At 64.1% G+C, this 19,379-nt stretch carries 14 protein-coding genes and 1 tRNA gene; 5 read left to right on the forward strand and 10 right to left on the reverse strand.

Translation table 11 applies throughout. From position 1 onward, the window contains the following. Positions 1-43 precede the first annotated feature (43 nt). Positions 44-2,050 carry an ATP-dependent zinc metalloprotease FtsH gene (gene ftsH / locus E8L03_RS06330; RefSeq protein WP_171266865.1) on the reverse strand — a complete coding sequence of 669 codons (2,007 nt, stop codon included), beginning with the start codon at positions 2,048-2,050 and terminating at the stop codon, positions 44-46. A 108-nt stretch (positions 2,051-2,158) separates the two neighbouring features. Here ftsH and E8L03_RS06335 point away from each other — a divergent pair. Then, positions 2,159-2,251 (forward strand) — tRNA-Sec (locus tag E8L03_RS06335). A gap of 210 nt (positions 2,252-2,461) precedes the next feature. Here the strand turns inward: E8L03_RS06335 and argH are convergent. From argH to E8L03_RS06355, 4 genes are all read right to left on the reverse strand, one after another. After that, positions 2,462-3,856: an argininosuccinate lyase gene (gene argH, locus E8L03_RS06340; protein WP_171266866.1), complete on the reverse strand. Its 1,395-nt coding sequence runs from the start codon at positions 3,854-3,856 to the stop codon at positions 2,462-2,464. Positions 3,857-3,872: 16 nt separating this feature from the next. Then, positions 3,873-5,075: an argininosuccinate synthase gene (locus E8L03_RS06345; RefSeq protein ID WP_144306223.1), complete on the reverse strand. Its 1,203-nt coding sequence runs from the start codon at positions 5,073-5,075 to the stop codon at positions 3,873-3,875. A gap of 107 nt (positions 5,076-5,182) precedes the next feature. Continuing rightward, a complete protein-coding gene (argF, locus tag E8L03_RS06350) occupies positions 5,183-6,085 on the reverse strand; it encodes an ornithine carbamoyltransferase (protein ID WP_171266867.1) in 903 nt (300 codons plus the stop codon). 269 nt (positions 6,086-6,354) lie between these two features. After that, on the reverse strand, positions 6,355-6,840 hold the full coding sequence (locus tag E8L03_RS06355) for a TlpA family protein disulfide reductase (protein WP_171266868.1): 486 nt from the start codon (positions 6,838-6,840) through the stop codon (positions 6,355-6,357). 435 nt (positions 6,841-7,275) lie between these two features. Here E8L03_RS06355 and E8L03_RS06360 point away from each other — a divergent pair, with 435 nt between their 5' ends. From E8L03_RS06360 to E8L03_RS21145, 3 genes are read left to right on the forward strand one after another with little or no spacing between them, the layout of a single operon-like run. Next, the gene (locus E8L03_RS06360; RefSeq protein WP_171266869.1) at positions 7,276-9,321 is read left to right on the forward strand and encodes an ATP-binding protein; all 2,046 of its coding nucleotides are present in this window, start codon (positions 7,276-7,278) and stop codon (positions 9,319-9,321) included. Continuing rightward, positions 9,318-10,151: a GAF domain-containing protein gene (locus E8L03_RS06365; RefSeq protein WP_171266870.1), complete on the forward strand. Its 834-nt coding sequence runs from the start codon at positions 9,318-9,320 to the stop codon at positions 10,149-10,151. The genes E8L03_RS06360 and E8L03_RS06365 overlap by 4 nt, the downstream gene beginning before the upstream one ends. 22 nt (positions 10,152-10,173) lie before the next feature. Further along, positions 10,174-11,733: a response regulator gene (locus tag E8L03_RS21145; RefSeq protein ID WP_171266871.1), complete on the forward strand. Its 1,560-nt coding sequence runs from the start codon at positions 10,174-10,176 to the stop codon at positions 11,731-11,733. 131 nt (positions 11,734-11,864) lie between these two features. On the opposite strand, the gene ybeY is transcribed toward E8L03_RS21145, so the two are convergent. From ybeY to dksA, 5 genes are all read right to left on the reverse strand, one after another. Further along, positions 11,865-12,518 (reverse strand): rRNA maturation RNAse YbeY, encoded by a 654-nt coding sequence (gene ybeY, locus E8L03_RS06375; protein ID WP_144306217.1) that lies wholly within the window; start codon positions 12,516-12,518, stop codon positions 11,865-11,867. Continuing rightward, positions 12,515-14,872, reverse strand: coding sequence for an HD family phosphohydrolase (locus E8L03_RS06380; RefSeq protein WP_144306216.1), 2,358 nt, complete (start codon positions 14,870-14,872; stop codon positions 12,515-12,517). Before E8L03_RS06380 ends, ybeY begins: the two co-directional genes overlap by 4 nt. Next, positions 14,850-15,839: a PhoH family protein gene (locus E8L03_RS06385; protein WP_171266872.1), complete on the reverse strand. Its 990-nt coding sequence runs from the start codon at positions 15,837-15,839 to the stop codon at positions 14,850-14,852. Before E8L03_RS06385 ends, E8L03_RS06380 begins: the two co-directional genes overlap by 23 nt. A 389-nt stretch (positions 15,840-16,228) precedes the next feature. Next, positions 16,229-17,779, reverse strand: coding sequence for an NFACT RNA binding domain-containing protein (locus E8L03_RS06390; protein ID WP_171266873.1), 1,551 nt, complete (start codon positions 17,777-17,779; stop codon positions 16,229-16,231). A gap of 93 nt (positions 17,780-17,872) precedes the next feature. After that, positions 17,873-18,235, reverse strand: a complete 363-nt coding sequence (dksA, locus tag E8L03_RS06395; protein WP_171266874.1) for an RNA polymerase-binding protein DksA — start codon at positions 18,233-18,235, stop codon at positions 17,873-17,875. A gap of 256 nt (positions 18,236-18,491) precedes the next feature. On the opposite strand from dksA, the gene E8L03_RS06400 reads away from it, so the two are divergent. Then, positions 18,492-19,283 carry a Rossmann-like domain-containing protein gene (locus tag E8L03_RS06400; RefSeq protein ID WP_171266875.1) on the forward strand — a complete coding sequence of 264 codons (792 nt, stop codon included), beginning with the start codon at positions 18,492-18,494 and terminating at the stop codon, positions 19,281-19,283. Positions 19,284-19,379 lie beyond the last annotated feature (96 nt).

Genomic DNA, 19,379 nt, shown 5'->3' on the forward strand with positions numbered 1-19,379 from the left:
TAGTCCAGGTTGTGTACGGCACGGTCATCTATGTGTTGGTAGACTATGCCCCGGGGCCTCCCCCGGATTCGGGCCCATTGCCGGAAGGATCCTTGTCACCGGAATCCGACCCTGCGCCGCCTTCACCAGCGGACTCGGGCTCCAGAGTGAACTCCTCGCCGCCGGGCTCGCCGGCCGGGCGGGAGGTCCAGCTCTGCGTCGGAGCTGCGGGAGTCCTGGGAGCTGTGGTGGGCGGCGTTCCGTTGGGGCCGTTCTGCGGCGGCAGATCCTTGCCTTCAATCAGCTTGTTGAGATCGTCACCGCTGATGGTCTCGCGCTCCAGAAGCGCCGTCGCAATGGCGTGGAGGATCTCGAGATTCTCCTCCAGCAGCTTCTGGGCCTTGCGGTGCGCGTCGGCAACGATGCGCTTGATCTCGGAGTCGATGAGCCGCGCGGTGTCCTCGGAGAAGTCGCGATAGTGGCCCAGGTCGCGGCCGATGAAGACCTCGTCCTGCTTCTCGCCGTAGGCCAGCGGTCCGAGCGCGTCGCTCATGCCGTAGTTGCAGACCATCTTGCGCGCCATCTTGGTGGCGTTCTCGATGTCGTTGCCCGCGCCGGTGGTGATCTCGCCCAGAATCAGCTCTTCGGCGGCGCGTCCGCCCAGAAGCATGGCCAGGCGGTTTTCCAGATAGGTGCGGGAGTAGGAGTGACGGTCCTCGGGCAGGTACTGCGTCACGCCCAGGGCGCGGCCTCGGGGGATAATGGTCACCTTGTGCAGGGTGTCCGTGCCGGGCAGCAGACGGCCCACCAGGGCGTGACCGCCCTCGTGGTAGGCGGTGATGCGCTTCTCCTCGTCGGACATGATCAGGCTGCGGCGCTCCTTGCCCATCAGGACCTTGTCCTTGGCTTCCTCGAAGTCGGACATGTCCACCTGATTCTTATTCTGCTTGGCGGCGTGCAGCGCGGCCTCGTTGACGAGGTTTTCCAGGTCGGCGCCGGAGAAGCCGGGCGTTCCCTTGGCGATGACCTCCATGTCCACGCCGTCGGCGATGGGGGTCTTGCCTGCGTGCACCTCAAGGATGCGCTTGCGGCCGCGGACGTCCGGCGTAGGCACCACGACCTGGCGGTCGAAGCGGCCGGGACGCAGCAGTGCGGGGTCCAGCACGTCGGGCCGGTTGGTGGCGGCGATAAGGATGACGCCCTCGTTGGACTCGAAGCCGTCCATCTCCACGAGGAGCTGGTTCAGGGTCTGCTCGCGCTCGTCGTGGCCACCGCCCAGGCCGGCGCCGCGCTGACGGCCCACGGCGTCGATCTCGTCGATGAAGATGAGGCACGGGGCGTTTTTCTTGCCCTGAATGAACAGGTCGCGCACACGGGCCGCGCCCACACCCACGAACATCTCCACAAAGTCGGAACCGGAGATGGAGAAGAACGGCACGCCCGCCTCGCCGGCAACGGCGCGGGAGAGCAGCGTTTTACCCGTTCCGGGAGGGCCCACCAGGAGCACGCCCTTGGGGATGCGGCCGCCCAGGCGGGTAAACTTCTTGGGTTCGCGAAGGAAATCGACAACTTCGGTCAGCTCTTCCTTGGCTTCGTCCACGCCGGCCACGTCCTCGAACGTGACCTTGGCCGACTCCTGCGTCACGAGCCGGGCCTTGGAGCGGCCGAAGCTCAGGGCCTTGCCACCCCCTCCCTGCATCTGTCGCATGAAGAAGATCCACACGCCGATGAGCAGGAGCATGGGGAACCAGGAAATGAGCAGCGTCATGTACCAGCTCTGGTCGTCCGGCGGCTTGGCCGTGACGCGGACGTTCTTGCTCATGAGCGTTTCCACGAGCTTGGGGTCGTCCGGCGCGTAGGTGGCGAAGCCCTCTCCGGAGGCAAGCTGCCCGGTGATGCGCTTGCCCTGGATGGTCACCTGGCTGACCTCGCCCGTGTCCACCCGCTGAATGAACTCGCTGTACGTGAGCTCGGACGAGCGGCCCTGGGGCTGCTGGAACATGTTGAAGAGGACCACCATGACCAAGAAAATGGTGGCCCACAGGATAAGATTCTTCGTAAACGTATTCAAAAGGGCGCTCCTTGGCTCCTTGCCGCCGTCTTCAATTCCGGGGCCGATATATGCCGGAAGAAGGTTGCGGCGACCAGGGTCTTCGGGCTAAGATCGATTTTTTCGCGCGGAAGCGTTTCGTCACCGGTGTGGCGCCTGGTCTTCAAAACCAGTGGCGGGCTAATCCCCCGCGGTAGGTTCGACTCCTATACGCTTCCGCCATTCTCTATTGCATTGCAGCGGAAAACAAGCAAACACAGGCGGTACGCAGTTCTTTCAGGCCGTCTGGCCCGCCGGCGTTTTCCGTCTTCCTTTTCATCGTAAGCGAATTACCTTACTGGCGGTAGTGCCTTGCGTCAATTCGGCGCAAGTCGCTTAACCGAGATGTAATGTTAAGCACGCTGGCCGCGTTGTCCATCAACGCCGCCACTTTTAGACGCGCTCCTTCAGCCAGCCGTGCACGGCCTCCAGCTGCCGCGCCACGGACTCCGGCCCGGTGCCGCCAGGAGCCTTGCGCCGCGCCACGCAGTTTGCGTAGTCCAGCACGTCGTACACGTCCTGCTCCAGCTCCGGGGCGATGGCCTTGAGCTCCTCCAGGGAGAGTCCCTCCAGCCCGCAGCCCTTGGACTCGGCCAGAGCGACTGCCCGTCCCGAGGCATGGTGCGCCTCCCGGAACGGCACGCCTTTGGTCACCAGGTAGTCGGCCAGCTCCGTGGCGTTGACGAATCCCTTGTCCAGCGCCCTGGTCATGGCCTCTGCCTGGAACGTGAGCTCGGAGACAAGGCCGGCCATGATGCCCAGCGCGCCGACCACGGTGCGGTCCGCGTCGAAGAACGGCTCCTTGTCCTCCTGCAGGTCCCGGTTGTACGTCATGGGCAGGCCCTTGACCACCGTGAGCAGCGTCATGAGCGAGCCGTAGACGCGCCCGGTCTTGCCGCGCACCAGCTCGGCCGAGTCCGGATTCTTCTTCTGCGGCATGATGGACGAGCCGGTGGAGAAGGCGTCCGGCAGCTTGACGAAGCCGAAGTTGGGGTTGGCCCAGATGATGATCTCCTCGGCCATGCGCGAAAGGTGCGCCATGGTCAGGCTGGCGCAGAACACGGCCTCCACGGCGAAGTCGCGGTCCGAGACCGCGTCCATGGAGTTGGCGAAGGTCTCGGGCAGGCCCAGCTCGCTGGCGCTGCGCTCCGGATCGATGGGATAGGTCGTGCCGGCCAGGGCCGCCGCTCCCAACGGGGAGACGCGCACCCGCTTGAGGCAGTCCGTGATGCGCTCCTCGTCGCGCATGAGCATGGTTGCATAGGCCAGCAGGTGATGCGCCAGTGCCACGGGTTGCGCCGGCTGGTAGTGGGTGCAGCCGGGCAGAATGGTCTCCTGGTGCGCCTCGGCCTGGGTGACCAGCACCGAGACCAGCGCGGCGATGCCCTTTTTCCAGCCTTCCAGGCGGTCCGCCACGTAGAGCCGAAAGTCCAGGGCCACCTGGTCGTTGCGGCTGCGGCCGGTGTGCAGCCTCTTGCCCGCCTCGCCGATGATCTCAGTGAGCCGGGACTCGATGTTCATGTGCACATCTTCGAGCTCGGTCTTCCAGACCAGCTCGCCGGTCTCGATCTCCCGCTTCACCTGCTCCAGGCCCGTGCAGATGGCCTCGGCGTCCTCCTGTGGGATGACGCCCCGGGCGGCCAGCATGCGCGCATGGGCCATGGAGCCGCGGATGTCCTGCTCGTAAAGGGCGCTGTCGTACGAGACCGACTCGGAGAACTCCTCCATGAGCTTGTGCGTGGTCTCGCGGAACCTGCCGCCCCACAGCTTGTCCACATTCTTGGACATGAGCGTTTCCCGTCCCCTACTTTCCGGCGTGCTTCATGTGTGCGCGAAGGCGCAGGCTCTGCAGCTTGATGAAGCCGGCCGCGTCCTTCTGGTTATAGACCTCGTCCTCCTCGAAGGTGGCGAGATCCGGATCGTACAGCGAGAACGGCGATGTGCGCTCGATGGGGTAGACGCCGCCCTTGAACAGCTTGACCCGCACCGTGCCGGTGACGTGCTTCTGCGCCGTGTCCGTGAAGGCCTGCAGGGCCTCGCGTTCCGGCGAGTACCAGAAGCCGTTGTACACGCAGTCGGCGTAGCGCGGCACCAGGGAGTCGCGCAGGTGCATGACCTCGCGATCCAGGCAGAGGCCTTCCAGGTCGCGCTTGGCGTGGTACAGCAGGGTTCCGCCCGGAGTCTCGTACACGCCGCGGGACTTCATGCCCACAAAGCGGTTCTCCACCATGTCGATGCGGCCCACGCCGTGGCGTCCGGCGATCACGTTGGCCTTTTCCAGCAGCGCGGCCGGGCTGAGAGCCACGCCGTCGATGGACACGGGGTTGCCGGCCTCGAAGCCGATGGTCACGTACTCGGGCTCGTTCGGCGTCTTGTCCAGGGGCGTAGTCACGCAATGTGACATGGGACCGGGCTCCTCGCCCGGGTTCTCCAGCTCGCCGCCCTCAAAGGAGCAGTGGAGCATGTTGCGGTCCATGGAGTAGACGTTCCGCTTGGACATGGGAATCGGGATGCCGTGCTTCTGGGCGAAGTTGTGCAGGTCCGTGCGGGACTTAAGGTCCCACTCGCGCCAGGGGGCGATGACTTTGAGCTCTGGAGCCAGGGCCGCGGCGGTCAGCTCGAAGCGGACCTGGTCGTTGCCCTTGCCGGTGGCGCCGTGGGCGATGGCCTGGGCGCCCTCTGCGCGGGCGATCTCCACGAGGCGCTTGGTGATCAGCGGCCGTGCGATGGACGTGCCCAGCAGGTAGCGGCCCTCGTAGATGGCGGCGGCGCGCATCATGGGGAAGACGAAGTCCCCGACGAACTCTTCCTTGAGGTCTTCGATGTAGGCCTTGGAGGCGCCGGTGGCCTTGGCCTTTTCATCGAGACCGTCCAGCTCCTCCTGCTGGCCCAGATCGGCCGTGAGGGTGATGACCTCGCAGTTGTACTGGAGCTGGATCCATTTCAAAATGATGGAGGTGTCCAGGCCTCCGGAGTAGGCCAGGACGACTTTCTTGATGGCAGACATTGGTGGTTTCTCCTGACAGGTGCGGACCGCCCCATGCGGTCCTTTCGAAAAATATAGTGCGGCTGCTTTCCTTACAACAGATCCATTCCGTACGCTATCGGCTCCGGCTACACGCTGAAGATATACTCAAGCAGGGCCTTCTGGGCGTGCAGACGGTTCTCCGCCTCGTCCCATACGGCCGACGCCGGTGATTCGAAGACCGACTCGGTGACCTCCTCCCCGCGGTGGGCGGGCAGGCAGTGCATGAAGATGGCGTCGGAAGCGGCTGCGGCCATCATCGCATCGTTCACCTGGAACGGTTCGAAAACGGATTGCATGCGGGAGTCGTCGCCCTCCTGGCCCATGGACACCCAGACGTCGGTATTGATGGCCTTGGCGCCGGCGGCGGCTTGCATGGGATCGCGCGTGAGCATGAAGTTGGCGCCGCCATCGCGCGCGGCGTCCACGACCAAGGGATCGGGCTCGAAGCCTTCCGGGCAGGCCATGCGCAGCTCGATGGGCAGGATCGTGGCGGCCTCCAGCCAGGAGTTGGCCATGTTGTTGCCGTCGCCGATCCAGGCCACCGGAATGTTTTCCAGCGTGCCGAAGCGTTCCTTGACGGTCATCAGGTCGGCCATGAGCTGGCACGGATGGAGCTTGTCGGAGAGCGCGTTGACCACGGGGATGCTTCCCCAGGCCACAAGCTCTTCAAGCACTTCCTGGCCAAAGGTCCGCACCACCAGGCCGTCCACATACCTGGACATCACGCGGGCCGTGTCCTTGAGCGGCTCGTTGCGTCCAAGCTGCGTCTCTCGCGGCGTCATGAACAGCGTTTCGCCGCCGAGGTGGCGGATCGCCGTCTCAAAGGAGACGCGCGTTCTGGTGGAGGCTTTCTCGAAGATAAGCGCAATGATGCGCCCTTCGAGGAGCTTGCTGCGGAACCGCTCCCGCTTCATCTGGATGGCGCGGTCCAGCAATGCAGAGGCCGTGTCCCGATCGAAGTCGAGCAGAGTAAGGAAGTGTCTGGTCATATCGGAGGCGCTTCGGAAAAAGAGTGGCGGGGAATGCCTGCCGGACGCCCGTCGCCCGATCTGCATTCTCGCCGGCGTGAAAGAATGCCGCTCCCGCGTGGGAAAGAGCGAATATATACGGAGAAAGCGCGCTTCTTGTAAAGCCGATTTCAGCAAGGAGATACAACAGCAGGCGCCGCGCCGTGGCGGACGGCTGGACGCACTGCCCCACTCCACCTTCATCCCCCGGCCGTAAACGCGGGCTGCAGCGGCGCTTCAGAAAAAGCGCCCTACCCGGTCTGCTTCAGAAAATCATCAAGCAGGCCGCGCAGCTGCGCCTCTCCCAGCAGCCCCACCAGGCGTTGCACAATGCCGCCGTTCTTGACCAGAATGAGCTGTGGCACGGCGTTCACCTCCAGATCCTCCATGGCCGACTCCCCGACCCAGTAGAACGGAAAGCTCACCGGCACCTCTCGCAACATCTTTTCCATGGGCTCCTGCGCCATATCCAGGCTGATGCCGACAAACTCGACGCCTTGGGCTCGGTAGTCGGAGTAGAGCAAGTCGAGCATGGGCAGCTCCTCGCGGCACGGCCCGCACCACGACGTCATCAACGAGATCACCAGCGGCGTGTCGGACTGGAGCAGCGTATGCACCTCGTCCAGGGTGATGGGAGTGATGACATCGTCCTCCGCCGCCATGGCCGGCGCGGAGCACAGGATGAGGGAAAACAACGCCGTGACGATGACGAAGAGCGTGCGCGTATGGTGTTGCATGGTGGGCTGATGTTCCTTTGCTGGAGGTTCCGGCGCCTCGCCTTCTGGCAGAAAAGCGCTCCCAGTCATATTCTACCACGGCCGGAAGATTGCGCAAGAATTGCCGGGCCTGCGCCGGAATTTTACCGGAAGTTTTTGAAATTATTTTCCGTCGTAACACTTTCTCAATATTCACACCATACTGTAGCCGCTCCCGGGCGCTATACAATGCCGGGAATGCGCCGGCGGGCGTGCCTGTATCGCCCGGTCAGCGCGATTCGTACCCCATATTTTCGCTCCGGCCGGCTTCCTGCCCCAGCGATGCACGTTCCGGAAGAACTCCGGCGCGGGTATCCCATTACGCGGTTTTCGCAGGACGGAAGAGCAAGGATTGGCGCATATGACGGCGTTACAAAACCGGGACTGAACCACGACCGCACGGATGAACCGAGCACGATGAGCACCATACCGCCCCCCACAACCGGCGCCTCGCCCATACCCGTCAGCGACCTGGTGGAGCCGGCCTACGCCGTCTCGCCGGACACCGTCATCCGCGACATCAAGCCCGCTCTGGAAGGCGACGACCCGGTGAGCTGTCTCGTGGTGGTCAAGGACAAGCGCCCCCTGGGCCTAGTCATGTCCATCCACCTGGACCGCGCCCTGAGCCAGCAGTACGGCGTGGCGCTCTTCTACAAAAAGCCCATCTCCCAGATCATGGACACCACCCCCCTCGTGGTGCCCATGGACGCGCCTGTGGAGTCTGTCGCCTCCCAGGCCATGAGCCGCTCAGCCCACAACATCTACGACCACCTCATCGTGGTCAACGAGGCCGGCGTCTACCAGGGCATCGTCTCGGTCCAGGAGATGCTCATCACCCTCTCCTCCATGCAGCAACGGCGCACCCTGCAGATGATGGAGGTGCTGGAGAAACTGCGCGGCGAGGTGGCCGAGAGAAAACGCGCCCAGCAGGATCTGCTCAAGTCCAAGAAGACCACGGAGTACATGAACCGCAAGCTCCGGCTGGCCTACGAGCGACTGCAGGAAGTGGACAAGATGAAGACCGACTTCCTCTCCACCGTGTCGCACGAGCTGCGCACCCCGCTCACCTCGGTGCTGGGCTTTGCGGAGATGGTCCACCAGAAGCTGCGGGAAACAGTCTTCCCCCTGGTGCCGGAGGACAACGCCAAGGGCATGCGCGCGGTCAAGTCCATCGACCGCAACGTGGGCATCATCTATACAGAAAGCCAGCGGCTCACCGAGCTCATCAACGACGTGCTCGACATCGCCAAGATGGAGGCCGGCAAGATCGAGTGGAAGAACGAGCCCGTGCACATCGCCGAGGTGGCGCGCCAGGCCGCCGACGCCACGAACTCGTTGTTCAGCAAAGGCAACCTGTCTCTGGAGCTGGACATCGAGGACAACCTGCCGGAGCTCATCGGCGATCCCCACCGCCTCGTGCAGGTGGTCATCAACCTCCTCTCCAATGCCGTGAAGTTCACCAAGGAAGGCGGCGTCACCTGCCGTGTCCGCCAGGAGGAGAAGACCGTCCGCGTGGATGTGCGCGACACCGGCGTGGGCATTGCCCCGGACGACCTGGAAAAGGTCTTCGACAAGTTCAAGCAGGTGGGCGACACGCTCACCGACAAACCCACAGGCACCGGCCTCGGCCTGTCCATCTGCCGGCAGATCGTGGAGCGCCACGGCGGCTCCATCTGGGTCGAGTCCGTGCCCGGCCAGGGCTCCACATTTTCCTTCACCCTGCCCATCGCTCCGCCCATTGAACGCAAACGCGCCCTGAACCTCGCCCCCCTGCTCCAGCGCATCAAGGCCCACAGCGAGCTTTCCGAGACGGCCGGCTCCGTGGAGCGGCCCACGGTGCTCGTGGTGGACGATGACGACTCCATTCGCGAGTACCTTTCCCAGCTGCTGCAAGACAAGGGCTACGAGGTGGACACGGCCGTGGACGGCATGGATGCGCTTAAGCGCGTCTCGGCCAAACCGCCGGACCTCATCGTCCTGGACATCATGATGCCTGTGATGGACGGCATGGAAACCGCGCGGCAGCTCAAGTCCAACCCTGAGACCTCGGCCATTCCCATCATCATCCTGACCATCGAGGGCGACCCGGAAGAAGGCTTCCGCCTGGGCGTGGACCGCTTCTTCACCAAGCCGCTCGTGCGCAAGGAGTTCCTGGCCGATCTCGCCATGCTCACGCGCAAGGACGGCTCCAAGACCGTGCTCATCGTGGAGACCACACCGGCGCGCGCCTCCGCCCTGAGCGAGGTCATCGCCCAGCACGGCTACGACGTGCACGAGGCGTACTCCGCCGAAGACGCCGTGATGAAGGCCGAGACGCTGCAACCCGGTGTCGTGGTGGCCAACGCAACTCTTGCCCGCAAGAACGATTTGCCCAGGCGCATCCGCTACGACCTGGGCCTGGAGACCTCCTACATCGTCCTGGTGGGCGAGAAGAAAAAGCAACAGGAGCCGGCAACCACATGAGCGTTATCCTGGAAAAAATGCTGCGCCGCGACGAGCTGGCCCGGCTGTTTCGCGAGACGGCCGAGAGCATGGGCCAGGACGCCGCCGTGCTGGACGCCGAGAACCGCCCCATTTTCGGAGCGGTCGCATTCCTGGACGAAAAGAACGGTTCGCATCCCGTAAAGCTGGACGGCGAGGTGATCGGCACCGTTGTGGCCGGAGCCAGCTCCAAACCCCTGGCCGACATCCTTGCCTATGCCGCCCGGCGCGAGCAGGAACGCAAGTCCGTCTCGCAGGACTGCCTGAGCCGCATGAACGAGACCACCCTGTTCCACGACCTTACAGGCAGGCTGTGCCACGCCGGCGACGCCAAGGAGCTGAGCCGGCTGGTCATGGAGGCAGCCCGGCGGCTCATCGGTGCGGACCACGTGGCCGTGTACCTGCGCGACAACGGCGCCGGCTACATTACCTTCGCCACCAACAGCGACGTTTCCCGCAAGCTGCAGGCCGGGCTCGCGCCCATCGTGGACAAGGTCACGTCGTCGGCAACAGCCGAGATCATCGACAATCTCGCCGCCGACCCGCGCTTCAACGAGAACTCAGCCGGCGCACTGGCCTGCGCGCCCCTTGCCTGCCACGGCACCGCGCACGGGGCCCTGGTGCTGCTCAACGCCCAGGCGCGGGAGTACGCCTCGCACGATCTCGCTCATCTCGCCACCCTGGCCGGCCTCGCCGCCCTCTCGCTGGACGGGGTGCAGGCGCGTCAACGCCTCTGCGCCATGGGGCCGAACCTCAAACAGGCAGCGGCCGCGCTCCAACGTCTGGCCGCGGATATCCCTGTCGGCCAGTAGAACGGCCGAATCCGGAGTGCTTATGCAGGCGAAGCAGGTTCTGCTCATAGAAAAGGATCGCATCCAGCAAAAGGTCATCGCCAACCTCCTCTCGGTTGTCGGCCATGACGCCGTGATCCTCAATGGCGACCGGGACCGGCTGCACGGCATCATCGCCCACGAGCGTATCGACGTGGTCCTGGCGGACTGGGACCTCCTGAGCGACGGGGAGCAGGCGTTGCTCCACGATCTCAAGGGCCTCGGGGTAAGCAGCCGCATCCCCCTGGTGACCATGCTGCCGGAACGGCCCAGCAACGAGGTGGACAACGCCCGCGAGGTCGGGCTGGAGCACTTCGTCAAACGGCCATTCGGCAGCGAGGCCCTGGACGAGGCCATCCGCACCGTGCTGCCGGACTCCAACGACGAAACACCGGAACCATCACAGGAGCCCCTGCGCAACACTGACTACCCCAAGTCCATGCAGGAGTTCCTGCGCTCCAAGGCGCCCCTTCCGCAGAAGCGCTCCGCCGACCAGATGGCGCGTTCGCTCTTCCTTGAAGGCAAGGCCGCACTCGAAGCCAAAAGCTACGCACGCGCCGCCTCGCAGTTCACCGCCGCCATCAAGGTCCGCCCGCTCTTCCCGGATGCCTTCAAGGGCCTGGCCATGGCCGCCCAGGGCGCGCGGGACATGAACCGCTTCCGCCAGTACCTGCTGAAAACCGTGGAAGCCCACCTCCGGCTGCGGCAGCTGGACAAGGCCTCGGCATTCTTCCAGGTCATCCGCCGCCACTACCCGGCTGCGCCGAACATCTTCAAGATCTACGGCGACGCCCTCTTGCGCAGTGGCAAGGTCGAGGACGCCGTCGCTGTCTACCAGACCGCGGAAACCCTCTTCCCGGCCGACCCGGACGTGCCCCTGGCCCTGGCCATGATCTACCAGCAGAGCGGCCGCAACGAAGAAGCCGTGGAGCACGTGACCAGAGTGCTGGAGCAGGACGCGGCCGATCCCCGCGCCGGCGAGATGTACATGACCCTTACCGGACGGCAGTGGCGGAATGCATCCATCGACGACATCATGGACGAAGCCGACGAGGATGTGGAGGTGGTGGGATTCGACAGCCTGGACCAGCCGTCCGTGCAGGACGGCGCCGTGTTCGAGGAAGCCGAGGTCGTGGAAATAGCCATGCTGGAGGACACCTACAGCGGGCCGGTGCGCACCCTGGCGAACCCCACCCTGCTCATCGTGGACGACGAGCCGCATATCCGCATGCTGCTGGAAGAAGCGCTCGAAGAGCTGGAGGACGAAGGCGTGCGCATCCTCATGGCCGAGGACGGCGCCCAGGGCCTGGAGACCATCTCCCGCGAAAAGCCGGACCTCGTGTTCCTCGACGTGATGATGCCCAAGATGAACGGCTTCGACGTCTGCACCGCCGTGAAAAAACAGCTCGCCCTCGATAACGTCTTCATCGTCATGCTCACGGCCAAAGGCCAGGAGTTCGACAAGGTCAAAGGCCGTGAGTCCGGCACCGACATCTACATGACCAAGCCCTTCAGCCCCATGGACGTGCTCTCCCTGGCGCGCAAAATCCTCGGATTGAACTAAGTGGCGAGGGACTCTGTCCCTCGGACTCCCTGCAAGGGACCATTGGCCCCTTGACCCCTTTCTGGGGCTCCCTGGTGGGGTGTTCGAGGGGCAGCGCCCCTCGGTTGCTGAAAGCTGATTCGTTGGCGAGGCTAAGGCGCGAGCTCGTCCAGAAGGGATTCGGTAAGGCCGTCCATGACCGGGCCGTGGTCGTAGCCGGCCAGGTGGAGCAGCCCGTGGCACAGAAGCCGGGCGAACGTGCGGCAAAAGCCTTCGCCGTAGAGGAAGCCTTCGCGGGCCACGGCGTCCATGGAGATGGCAAGCTCGCCCAGATACGGCGGAGCGTCTTCGTCCGGACTGTCGGGGGTGCCGGCCTCCCAGGTCAGACCATCGGGCTCTGCGTCCGGAAAAAAGGCCTGCCCGTTGAGGGCGTCATCAGGAAGATCGGACGAATCCAAGTCGGCCGGCTGGTCGTAGAACTCCAGGCCCTCGGGCAGGCCGGCATACTCAGCGCCATCCACAGACAGGAACGGCTCGTCCTCTTCCGCGCCCGACGCCGCGGAATCCGCGTCGCCAAAAACCGTCGCATGTTCTTCGGCCGGAAAGCTGAGCACGTTGGTGGGACCGGAGAGGCCGAGGTGGAGGCGGTTGAGCCGGGCAATCTCGCTGTCGCCGGCCAGAAGGATATGCGCACCTGCGCCGGCAAGGCCGATGCGGTCGAGCATGGCCTCGGCCAGTGCGGAGGTTTCCCGGCTGGAGACACCGGCGCAGCGGGCAACGCCGGGCAGACGCCGAACCTCGATCATGTATGCGATCCGTAGCGCCTGGGCACCACGGCAAGTCCTGTGGAGGTGGCCTTGTCCAGGCCGTTCTTGCCTGCGCCGTTCCGTTGCTCCGCGCCGTTGCGGGACTCGCTCTTGTTCTGGCCGGGGTACTCGATGCGCTGGTGGAAGATGCCGGTGAGGATGCGGCTGAAGGTTTCGCTGAGCTGGTTGAGGTCCTTGAGGGTGAGCTCGGACTGGTCCAGCTGGCCATCATTGAAGATGGCGCGCATGATGGTGGTCACGTGGTTCTTGATGCGGCTGGGTGTGGGGTCCAGGAGCGCCCGGCTGGAGGCCTCCACGACGTCGGCCAGCATCACGATGCCCGCCTCGCGCGTTTGCGGTTTGGGGCCGGGATAGCGGTAGTCCTCCTGCTGCACCGGGTCGGCGCCCTTGGAGTCTGCCTGTTCCATGGCTTTGTTGTAGAAGTAGGAAATAAGGGCCGTGCCGTGGTGCTGGCGGATAATCTCCACAATCTCCGTGGAGAGCTTGTTCTGCTTGGCCAGCTCCACGCCCTTCTTCACGTGGGCGATGAGAATGAGCGCGCTCATGGACGGCGCGAGCTTGTCGTGCCGGTTGCGGGTGCCCATCTGATTTTCGATGAAATAGTCCGGGTTCTTGAGTTTGCCGATGTCGTGGTACAGGGCGGCGACCTTGCAGAGCAGCGCATTGGCGCCGATGGCCCTGGCGCCGGCCTCCACCATGTTCGCCACGATGAGCGAGTGGTGGTAGGTGCCGGGCGCGACCACCATGAGCTCCTGCAGCAGAGGCTGCTCCAGGCTCATCTGCTCCATGAGCCGGAAGCGGGAGGTGTAGCCGAAGACGGTTTCCGCAACCGGGCTGAACGACGTGGTGAGGATGAGCGAGATGAAGCCGGACATGGCTACGAAGGTAAGTTCTGTGGCAAGATCCGAGAACAATCGCGTATCCAGAAGGCGCATGCCGGCCCAGGCCAGGAACAACCCGGCCAGCAACGGCAGCACGCTCTTGAGCACGTCGGTGCGCGTCTGCGCGCGTTTTATCACCACGCTGTAGAGCACCGCGCCCAGGAAGTAGTAGGCGAACATCCCCAAACCCTCGCCCAGCAGCTGGCAGCTCACGAAAGAAAAGAGCGTGCTGACCAGGATGCAGGTGGTCATGGAGAAGAACAGCGCAATGACGCCGGCGGCGCCGGCCACCGGCAGCAGGAGCGGCATGGCGCTCTCGCTGAGGAAGGTGATCCTGTCCGCCAGGGGGACCTCGATGACGCCGATGAGCTTGGCGCCGGCGCCCACCAGCAGCAGGATAAACGAAACGAGCAGCGCGTCGCGATTGGTGGGAAGATTGACGATGGAGCCTCGTGGCGTCAGCGCCAGGAACACGGCGAACAGGATGCCTAGCAGGAAGATGCCCATGGGCCGCAGGTACTCGAAGTGCTGCGGTACCTGGCTGAACAGGGCCTGGAGCTTGAGCTGCGTGGCCGGGGTCACGCGCTCGCCCTTGCGCACGATCACCTCGCCCTTCTTGATGTGGTAGTACACCGGCTCCACCGAGGAAATAACCTCGCTCACGCGCTCCTGGCTGGCTTCCGGGTCCATGGCCAGGGTCGGCGTGATGAGCGGCCGGAACAACTCCAGGAGCGCCTTGCGCTGGCGGAGGGAGAGGTCCAGCCGGATATGGAGGAATCGCTCCAGATCACGGCCCAGGGTGTCCACGTCGTCGATCTGGGAGAGGTCGAGACGCAGGGTGTCCTGCTGCGCGGCCTTGTCCTGAACGATGATGCCGTTCTTGAACGAGTCCAGGAGCCGGTCGTCGAAAACCACGCCCTGGGCCAGACGCTCCTCCAGCCAGGGCAGCACCCGGATAAAGGCCAGGTTCTCCATCTCATTGTTGCGCAGCACCTCGATGCTCCGCAGACTGATTTCCCGGTTGAGTATCTCGGAGACCTGCCAGCGCGCCTCTTCCAGCGTGTCCGGCGTGGACTCGTGGATAACGCCGTAGATCTCGGACAGGCGGGACTCGGTACGCTGTGCGGAGTCCAGGGACAGGTTGAAGACCGGCGGCTGCGACTCGGAAATGTGCTGGATCTTCTCCAGGGTGGATTGCCGCTCCTCCACGAGCAAATCCTGCATCGCGGTCACGTCCTGGTCGGCTATCTCCCCGGCGGCAAAGATTTTCACGCCAGGATTGATGCGCACGCCCCCCATGAGCGCAAGCGCTGAGAGCACGATCAGGAAGCCGATCGTTCCTGCGCGGCGTCTGTCGAGAAATGAAACATCCTCCCTGGGCTTGAGACGCGGCGTCATGGGCTGCGTTTTGGCCTTGGAGGATTTCTTCTCAGTTTTTTTCGCGTTGCTCATAGGCTCGTACAATTCGCGCCACGAGGTCGTGGCGGATTACGTCTCCCTCTTCGAATCGAATGAATCCGACCCCGTGCACCCCTTCCAGGATGCGCGAGGCCTGCACCAGTCCGGAACGTTCCGCGCCAGGGCGGGAAGTGCGCTCCGGCAGGTCTATCTGCGTCACGTCGCCCGTGACCACGGCCCTGGAGCCGAAGCCCATGCGCGTGAGGAACATTTTCATCTGCTCGGGCGTCGTGTTCTGCGCTTCGTCCAGAATGATGAAGGCGTCGTTCAGGGTGCGGCCGCGCATGAAGGCGAGCGGCGCCACCTCGATGATGCCGGTTTCCAGCATTTCCTGCACCCGACGGAAGTCCAGCATGTCGTGCAGGGCGTCGTACAGCGGCCTGAGATACGGGTTCACCTTCTCGGCCAGATCGCCCGGCAGGTAGCCCAGCTTCTCGCCGGCCTCCACGGCCGGTCTAGTGAGCACCAGCCGTTTCACCCGGCGGTCCATGAGCTGCTTCACGGCCATGGCCACGGCCAGGTACGTCTTGCCCGTGCCGGCCGGACCGATGGCGAAGACAAGATCGTTGTTCTGCACGGCGTGCACGTAGGCGCGCTGTGTCAGTGTCTTGGGCGCAACGGTCTTCTTGGGAGAAGACAGGTACACGGAGTCCTTGAACATCTGCATGAGGTTCAAGGAGGGGTCGCGTATCAGGGACTCCAGGGCAAAGGCGAGGTCACGGCCCAGTACGGGGCGGCCTTCCTTGAGCAGCCCGTACACCTGCGTCAGCAGGTTGGCCACAATATCCACACGCTGCGGATCATCTCCGTGGATGGTCACACGGCTGCCAAGGCTCGATACGTCCACGCCGCTCTTGCGGGCGACGAGGGAAAGATTGTCGTTGCCGGGGCCGAACAGCTCCCGCGCCAGCGACGGGTCGTCGAACTCCAGGCTGCGTTGATGCTTTTCTTTGACGTCCATAAGCTCCCGGTCACCTGTGCCGCGTCCGGCTTCAGGAACCTGTTCGTGCCTCCCGAAATATACCCAAAATACCCCTTGGTTCTCGTAGCGCCGCCGTGGTGCTGCCGTAGCGTAGTTGCTTCCGATCGGGTCTACCGTATTTCAAGCGGCCCTTGCCGTGCATGACACGGCGCGCCGAATATATTGTATGTATTTATATGGGGTTCGGGAGTGCCGGTTGTATCGGGAACCGCAGCAGCGCGTCCGCAGGGAAATGAAGTATTGCGGATTTCACCGGCAACCATTTTGGGAACACTGACTACATGAGTCACATGGATGATACTGTCAATAGCTCACGGGGATTCTTCCGCCATTGGCGACCGAATGTTGCCCGATGCAACAGTGCACTATCAGTCCATGGCAAGACGAGCTTCGAGAGTGGCGTCGAGATCCACAAGCAGGCTTCGCTCCACCTGCTCCACGGTCACCTGTCCCGGGCTCCCGCCCTTGACCGGGCTCACATGCTTGCACAGCGCGCACATTATCCGCGCCTTGTCCGAGCCTTCCTGCCAGCTCTTGAGTCCGGCCAGCACGGCGGCCTGCTCCAGACTCCGCTCCGGCACCTCCTGCCCGGCGTGGTCGCGCTTGAGCACCACATGCGCGCCGGGGCCGTCCTCGGCGTGGAACCAGTAGTCGAAGGGGCTGGCGTGCCGCGTGGCAAGGCTGTGGTTGGCGCGGGCGTTCTTGCCGCGCAGCGCCAGAAAACCGTCATCCGTGCGAAACCGCGCAATACCCTGCAGCTTGCCGCTCTGGCCGACGGACTTGTCGGGCTTGCGCTGGTTCTGCCTGGCCGGAGCCGGCAGCCTGCCGGCCTGCAACAGCTCCTCCTGCCTGGACAGCTCCTCCTGCCGGGCCTGGAGCATGGAGATTCCCCGATCGCCCTTGGCCGCGCGCCGAAAGAGCCGGTCCATGTTCTCGGCCACAGTGCGCGAAGGGTCAAGGGGAATGGTCACCGGCCCCTCGGGCCCGTCCACCGTGACCTCGGCCAGCTTCTCGCGCCTGGGCAGCGTGTGCATGGCGGCTTTAAGGAGCTGGGCGATCTCGCGCTCCTCGCGCATGGTCTCCAACCGCTTCTCCTCGGCGGCCATGGCCTTGCGCGCACGGGAAAACTTCTTGCGCTGCGACTTCTGCGCCTTGCTCTCCTCACGGCCTGCCACCCACTCCAGATGAGGATCGAGCCGCATGCCGGCAAGCTCGGCCGCTGCGTCCAGGGCATCGTCAAATGGCGCGGCCTCTTCCTCCAGGCCATACGGCCGCCAGACCACGGCCTCGCCGCTCCGGATGAAAAACGAATCGCATCGCGGCATGGCCAGCTCGTCCAGCAGCCCGGCGGCTGCCTCGCGCGAGTCCTCCAGCCGGCGGACAAGCTCCCGCCTGAGCGCCGGAGTCAGGCCTTCCTCGGCCAGACCGGATGCAGGATCGTCCAGCACGGCCGGATTCGGCGCCCACGGCGCCTCGGCCCCGTCGGTCTCCCAGGCGGCGCCGACAGGTCCCGGCGCAGGCAGCGAATCCACAACGTCGCAGCCCTCGCGCAGGTCGATCAACAAAAATTGATGTTCAGGTTCGGCAGAATCAGGAGAGACGGGTGACAACCGCCACGCCAGCCGGCGACCCTGCCAATCCCAGTAGGGCTCCAGCAGACGACGGTTGCGCAGGCGTTTGCGCAGCCACATGGCCCGCGCCGGGGCGTTTTGGGGGTTGGGCGGCTTCTCCGCGGACAGGGCAAGACTCGGCTGCTGGCGATGCGCACGCAGCACTAGAAACTTGCGGTCTCTGATCGCAGGATGCCCGAGTACGAGGGTGGTCACCTCGGAGTTGGGCGCGTAGATATTGTCCAGACGCGCGCCGGAGCACAGAGTCCCAAGACGCCGCGCAAGACAGCGGAAAAAATGTGAATCCACAGGGTATGCACCACCAGTGCGCCGCCGGAACGACAGGCGCACCTGGACGGGGTTGCAGGTTCGATCCAAGCTCCTTGGGACGACGACTCGGCCCTAGTCGCCGCGGACGCTCTCCTCTTCTTCCTGCTTGCTCTTGCAGTCGATGCAAAGCTTGGTGACGGGCCTGGCCTTGAGCCTGGCAATGGAGATGTCCTCGCCGCACTCGTCGCAGATGCCGAAGCTGCCGTCCTCGATGCGGTCGATGGCGCTTTGGATCTTCTTGATGAGCATGCGCTCGCGGTCGCGCAGACGCAGGGTGAACGCTCGGTCGGATTCCATGGTTGCGCGGTCTGCCGGATCGGCATACACCTCCATGGCGTCGTTCATGTCCTCAAGGGTGGCTTCGCCCTTCTGCAGGGCCTCGCCCAACATATTGTCGAGGAGTTCTCGGAAGTAATCGAGGTCTTTCTGGTCCATAGATGCTCCTTGTCGGCTCCGGCTTGTGCGTGCGTCCGAGATGAACGGTTCGCCTACCGGAAGCACACCGGGCCATACCCGATCCGATGTAAATAAATTTCGCTTGCTAGCATATGGTTTCTGCCACGTAAAGTTTTTCTTTTTCTGAATTTGAGGGTAATTATGCTATTTCCTTGCCAGGAATCGGCCGACCCAGTAGATTGATTGACGAAATTAAAAAAGCGATTTTCGCACATCCTGTCACAACGGGTTTGTCATGCAATCCATTGACCAACATACGATATTGCAGGCCATCGTCAACGATATTCATTCCCTGACGCCCTCTGCCACTCTTCCCGCCGATGACTCGCGCGTCGCATCGGGCAGCCACCTGGTCGCCGTGCACGTCGACTCCCACCTCGGCCTGGCCTCCCGGCTGCGCGGCGTTGCCGAGCCCACGCCTCTGCTCAGCGCGACAAACGCACCGACCGAGGAACGCACGCTGCCGCCGCTGACCGAGCTGGCCGCGTCTTTGCCGGGCTATGCTGCACAAGACACGCCCACGCTGGCACCGAGCTTGGCCCTGGCCGCCGTCAATGCGCTGCTGCCCGTGCCGGACGCCGCGGCCGACCTCAAAGGGCAGGATCTCTTGCTGGAGTACGGCGCCGGCAAGGACGCCGTGGTCATCGGACATTTCCCGTTCGTGAACAAGATTGCCAAGGAGTTCCGCTCGTTCCACGTGCTGGAGAAAGAGCCGCGGCCCGGCGATCTGCACGCCGACGAGGCCGCCACCGTACTGCCTAGCGCCGGAGTGGTGGCCGTCACCGGCACCACCCTGCTCAACGGCACCCTTGCCGGAATTTTGGCGCTCTGCCCGGACGCCTTCGTGCTGCTCATGGGACCGTCCGCGCCCTTCGCGCCCAGCCTGTTCCAGGCCGGCGTCAACGCCATTGCCGGCAACGCCATTGCAGACCCAGACGCTGTGCTCACCGGGGTCGCCGCCGGCCTGCCCTACCGCCGGCTCGACGGCGTCAGCTCGCTCACCTGGCTTGCCACGGACGTGGACTAACGACAGAAAAAAGAGATTGAGGGACGCTGTCCCTCAATCTCCCTGCAAGGAGCCAATGGCCCCTTGACCCCTTTCTGGGGACCAGGAGAACAGTGT

Source organism: Oceanidesulfovibrio marinus (genome assembly GCF_013085545.1).
GTDB lineage: Bacteria > Desulfobacterota > Desulfovibrionia > Desulfovibrionales > Desulfovibrionaceae > Oceanidesulfovibrio > Oceanidesulfovibrio marinus.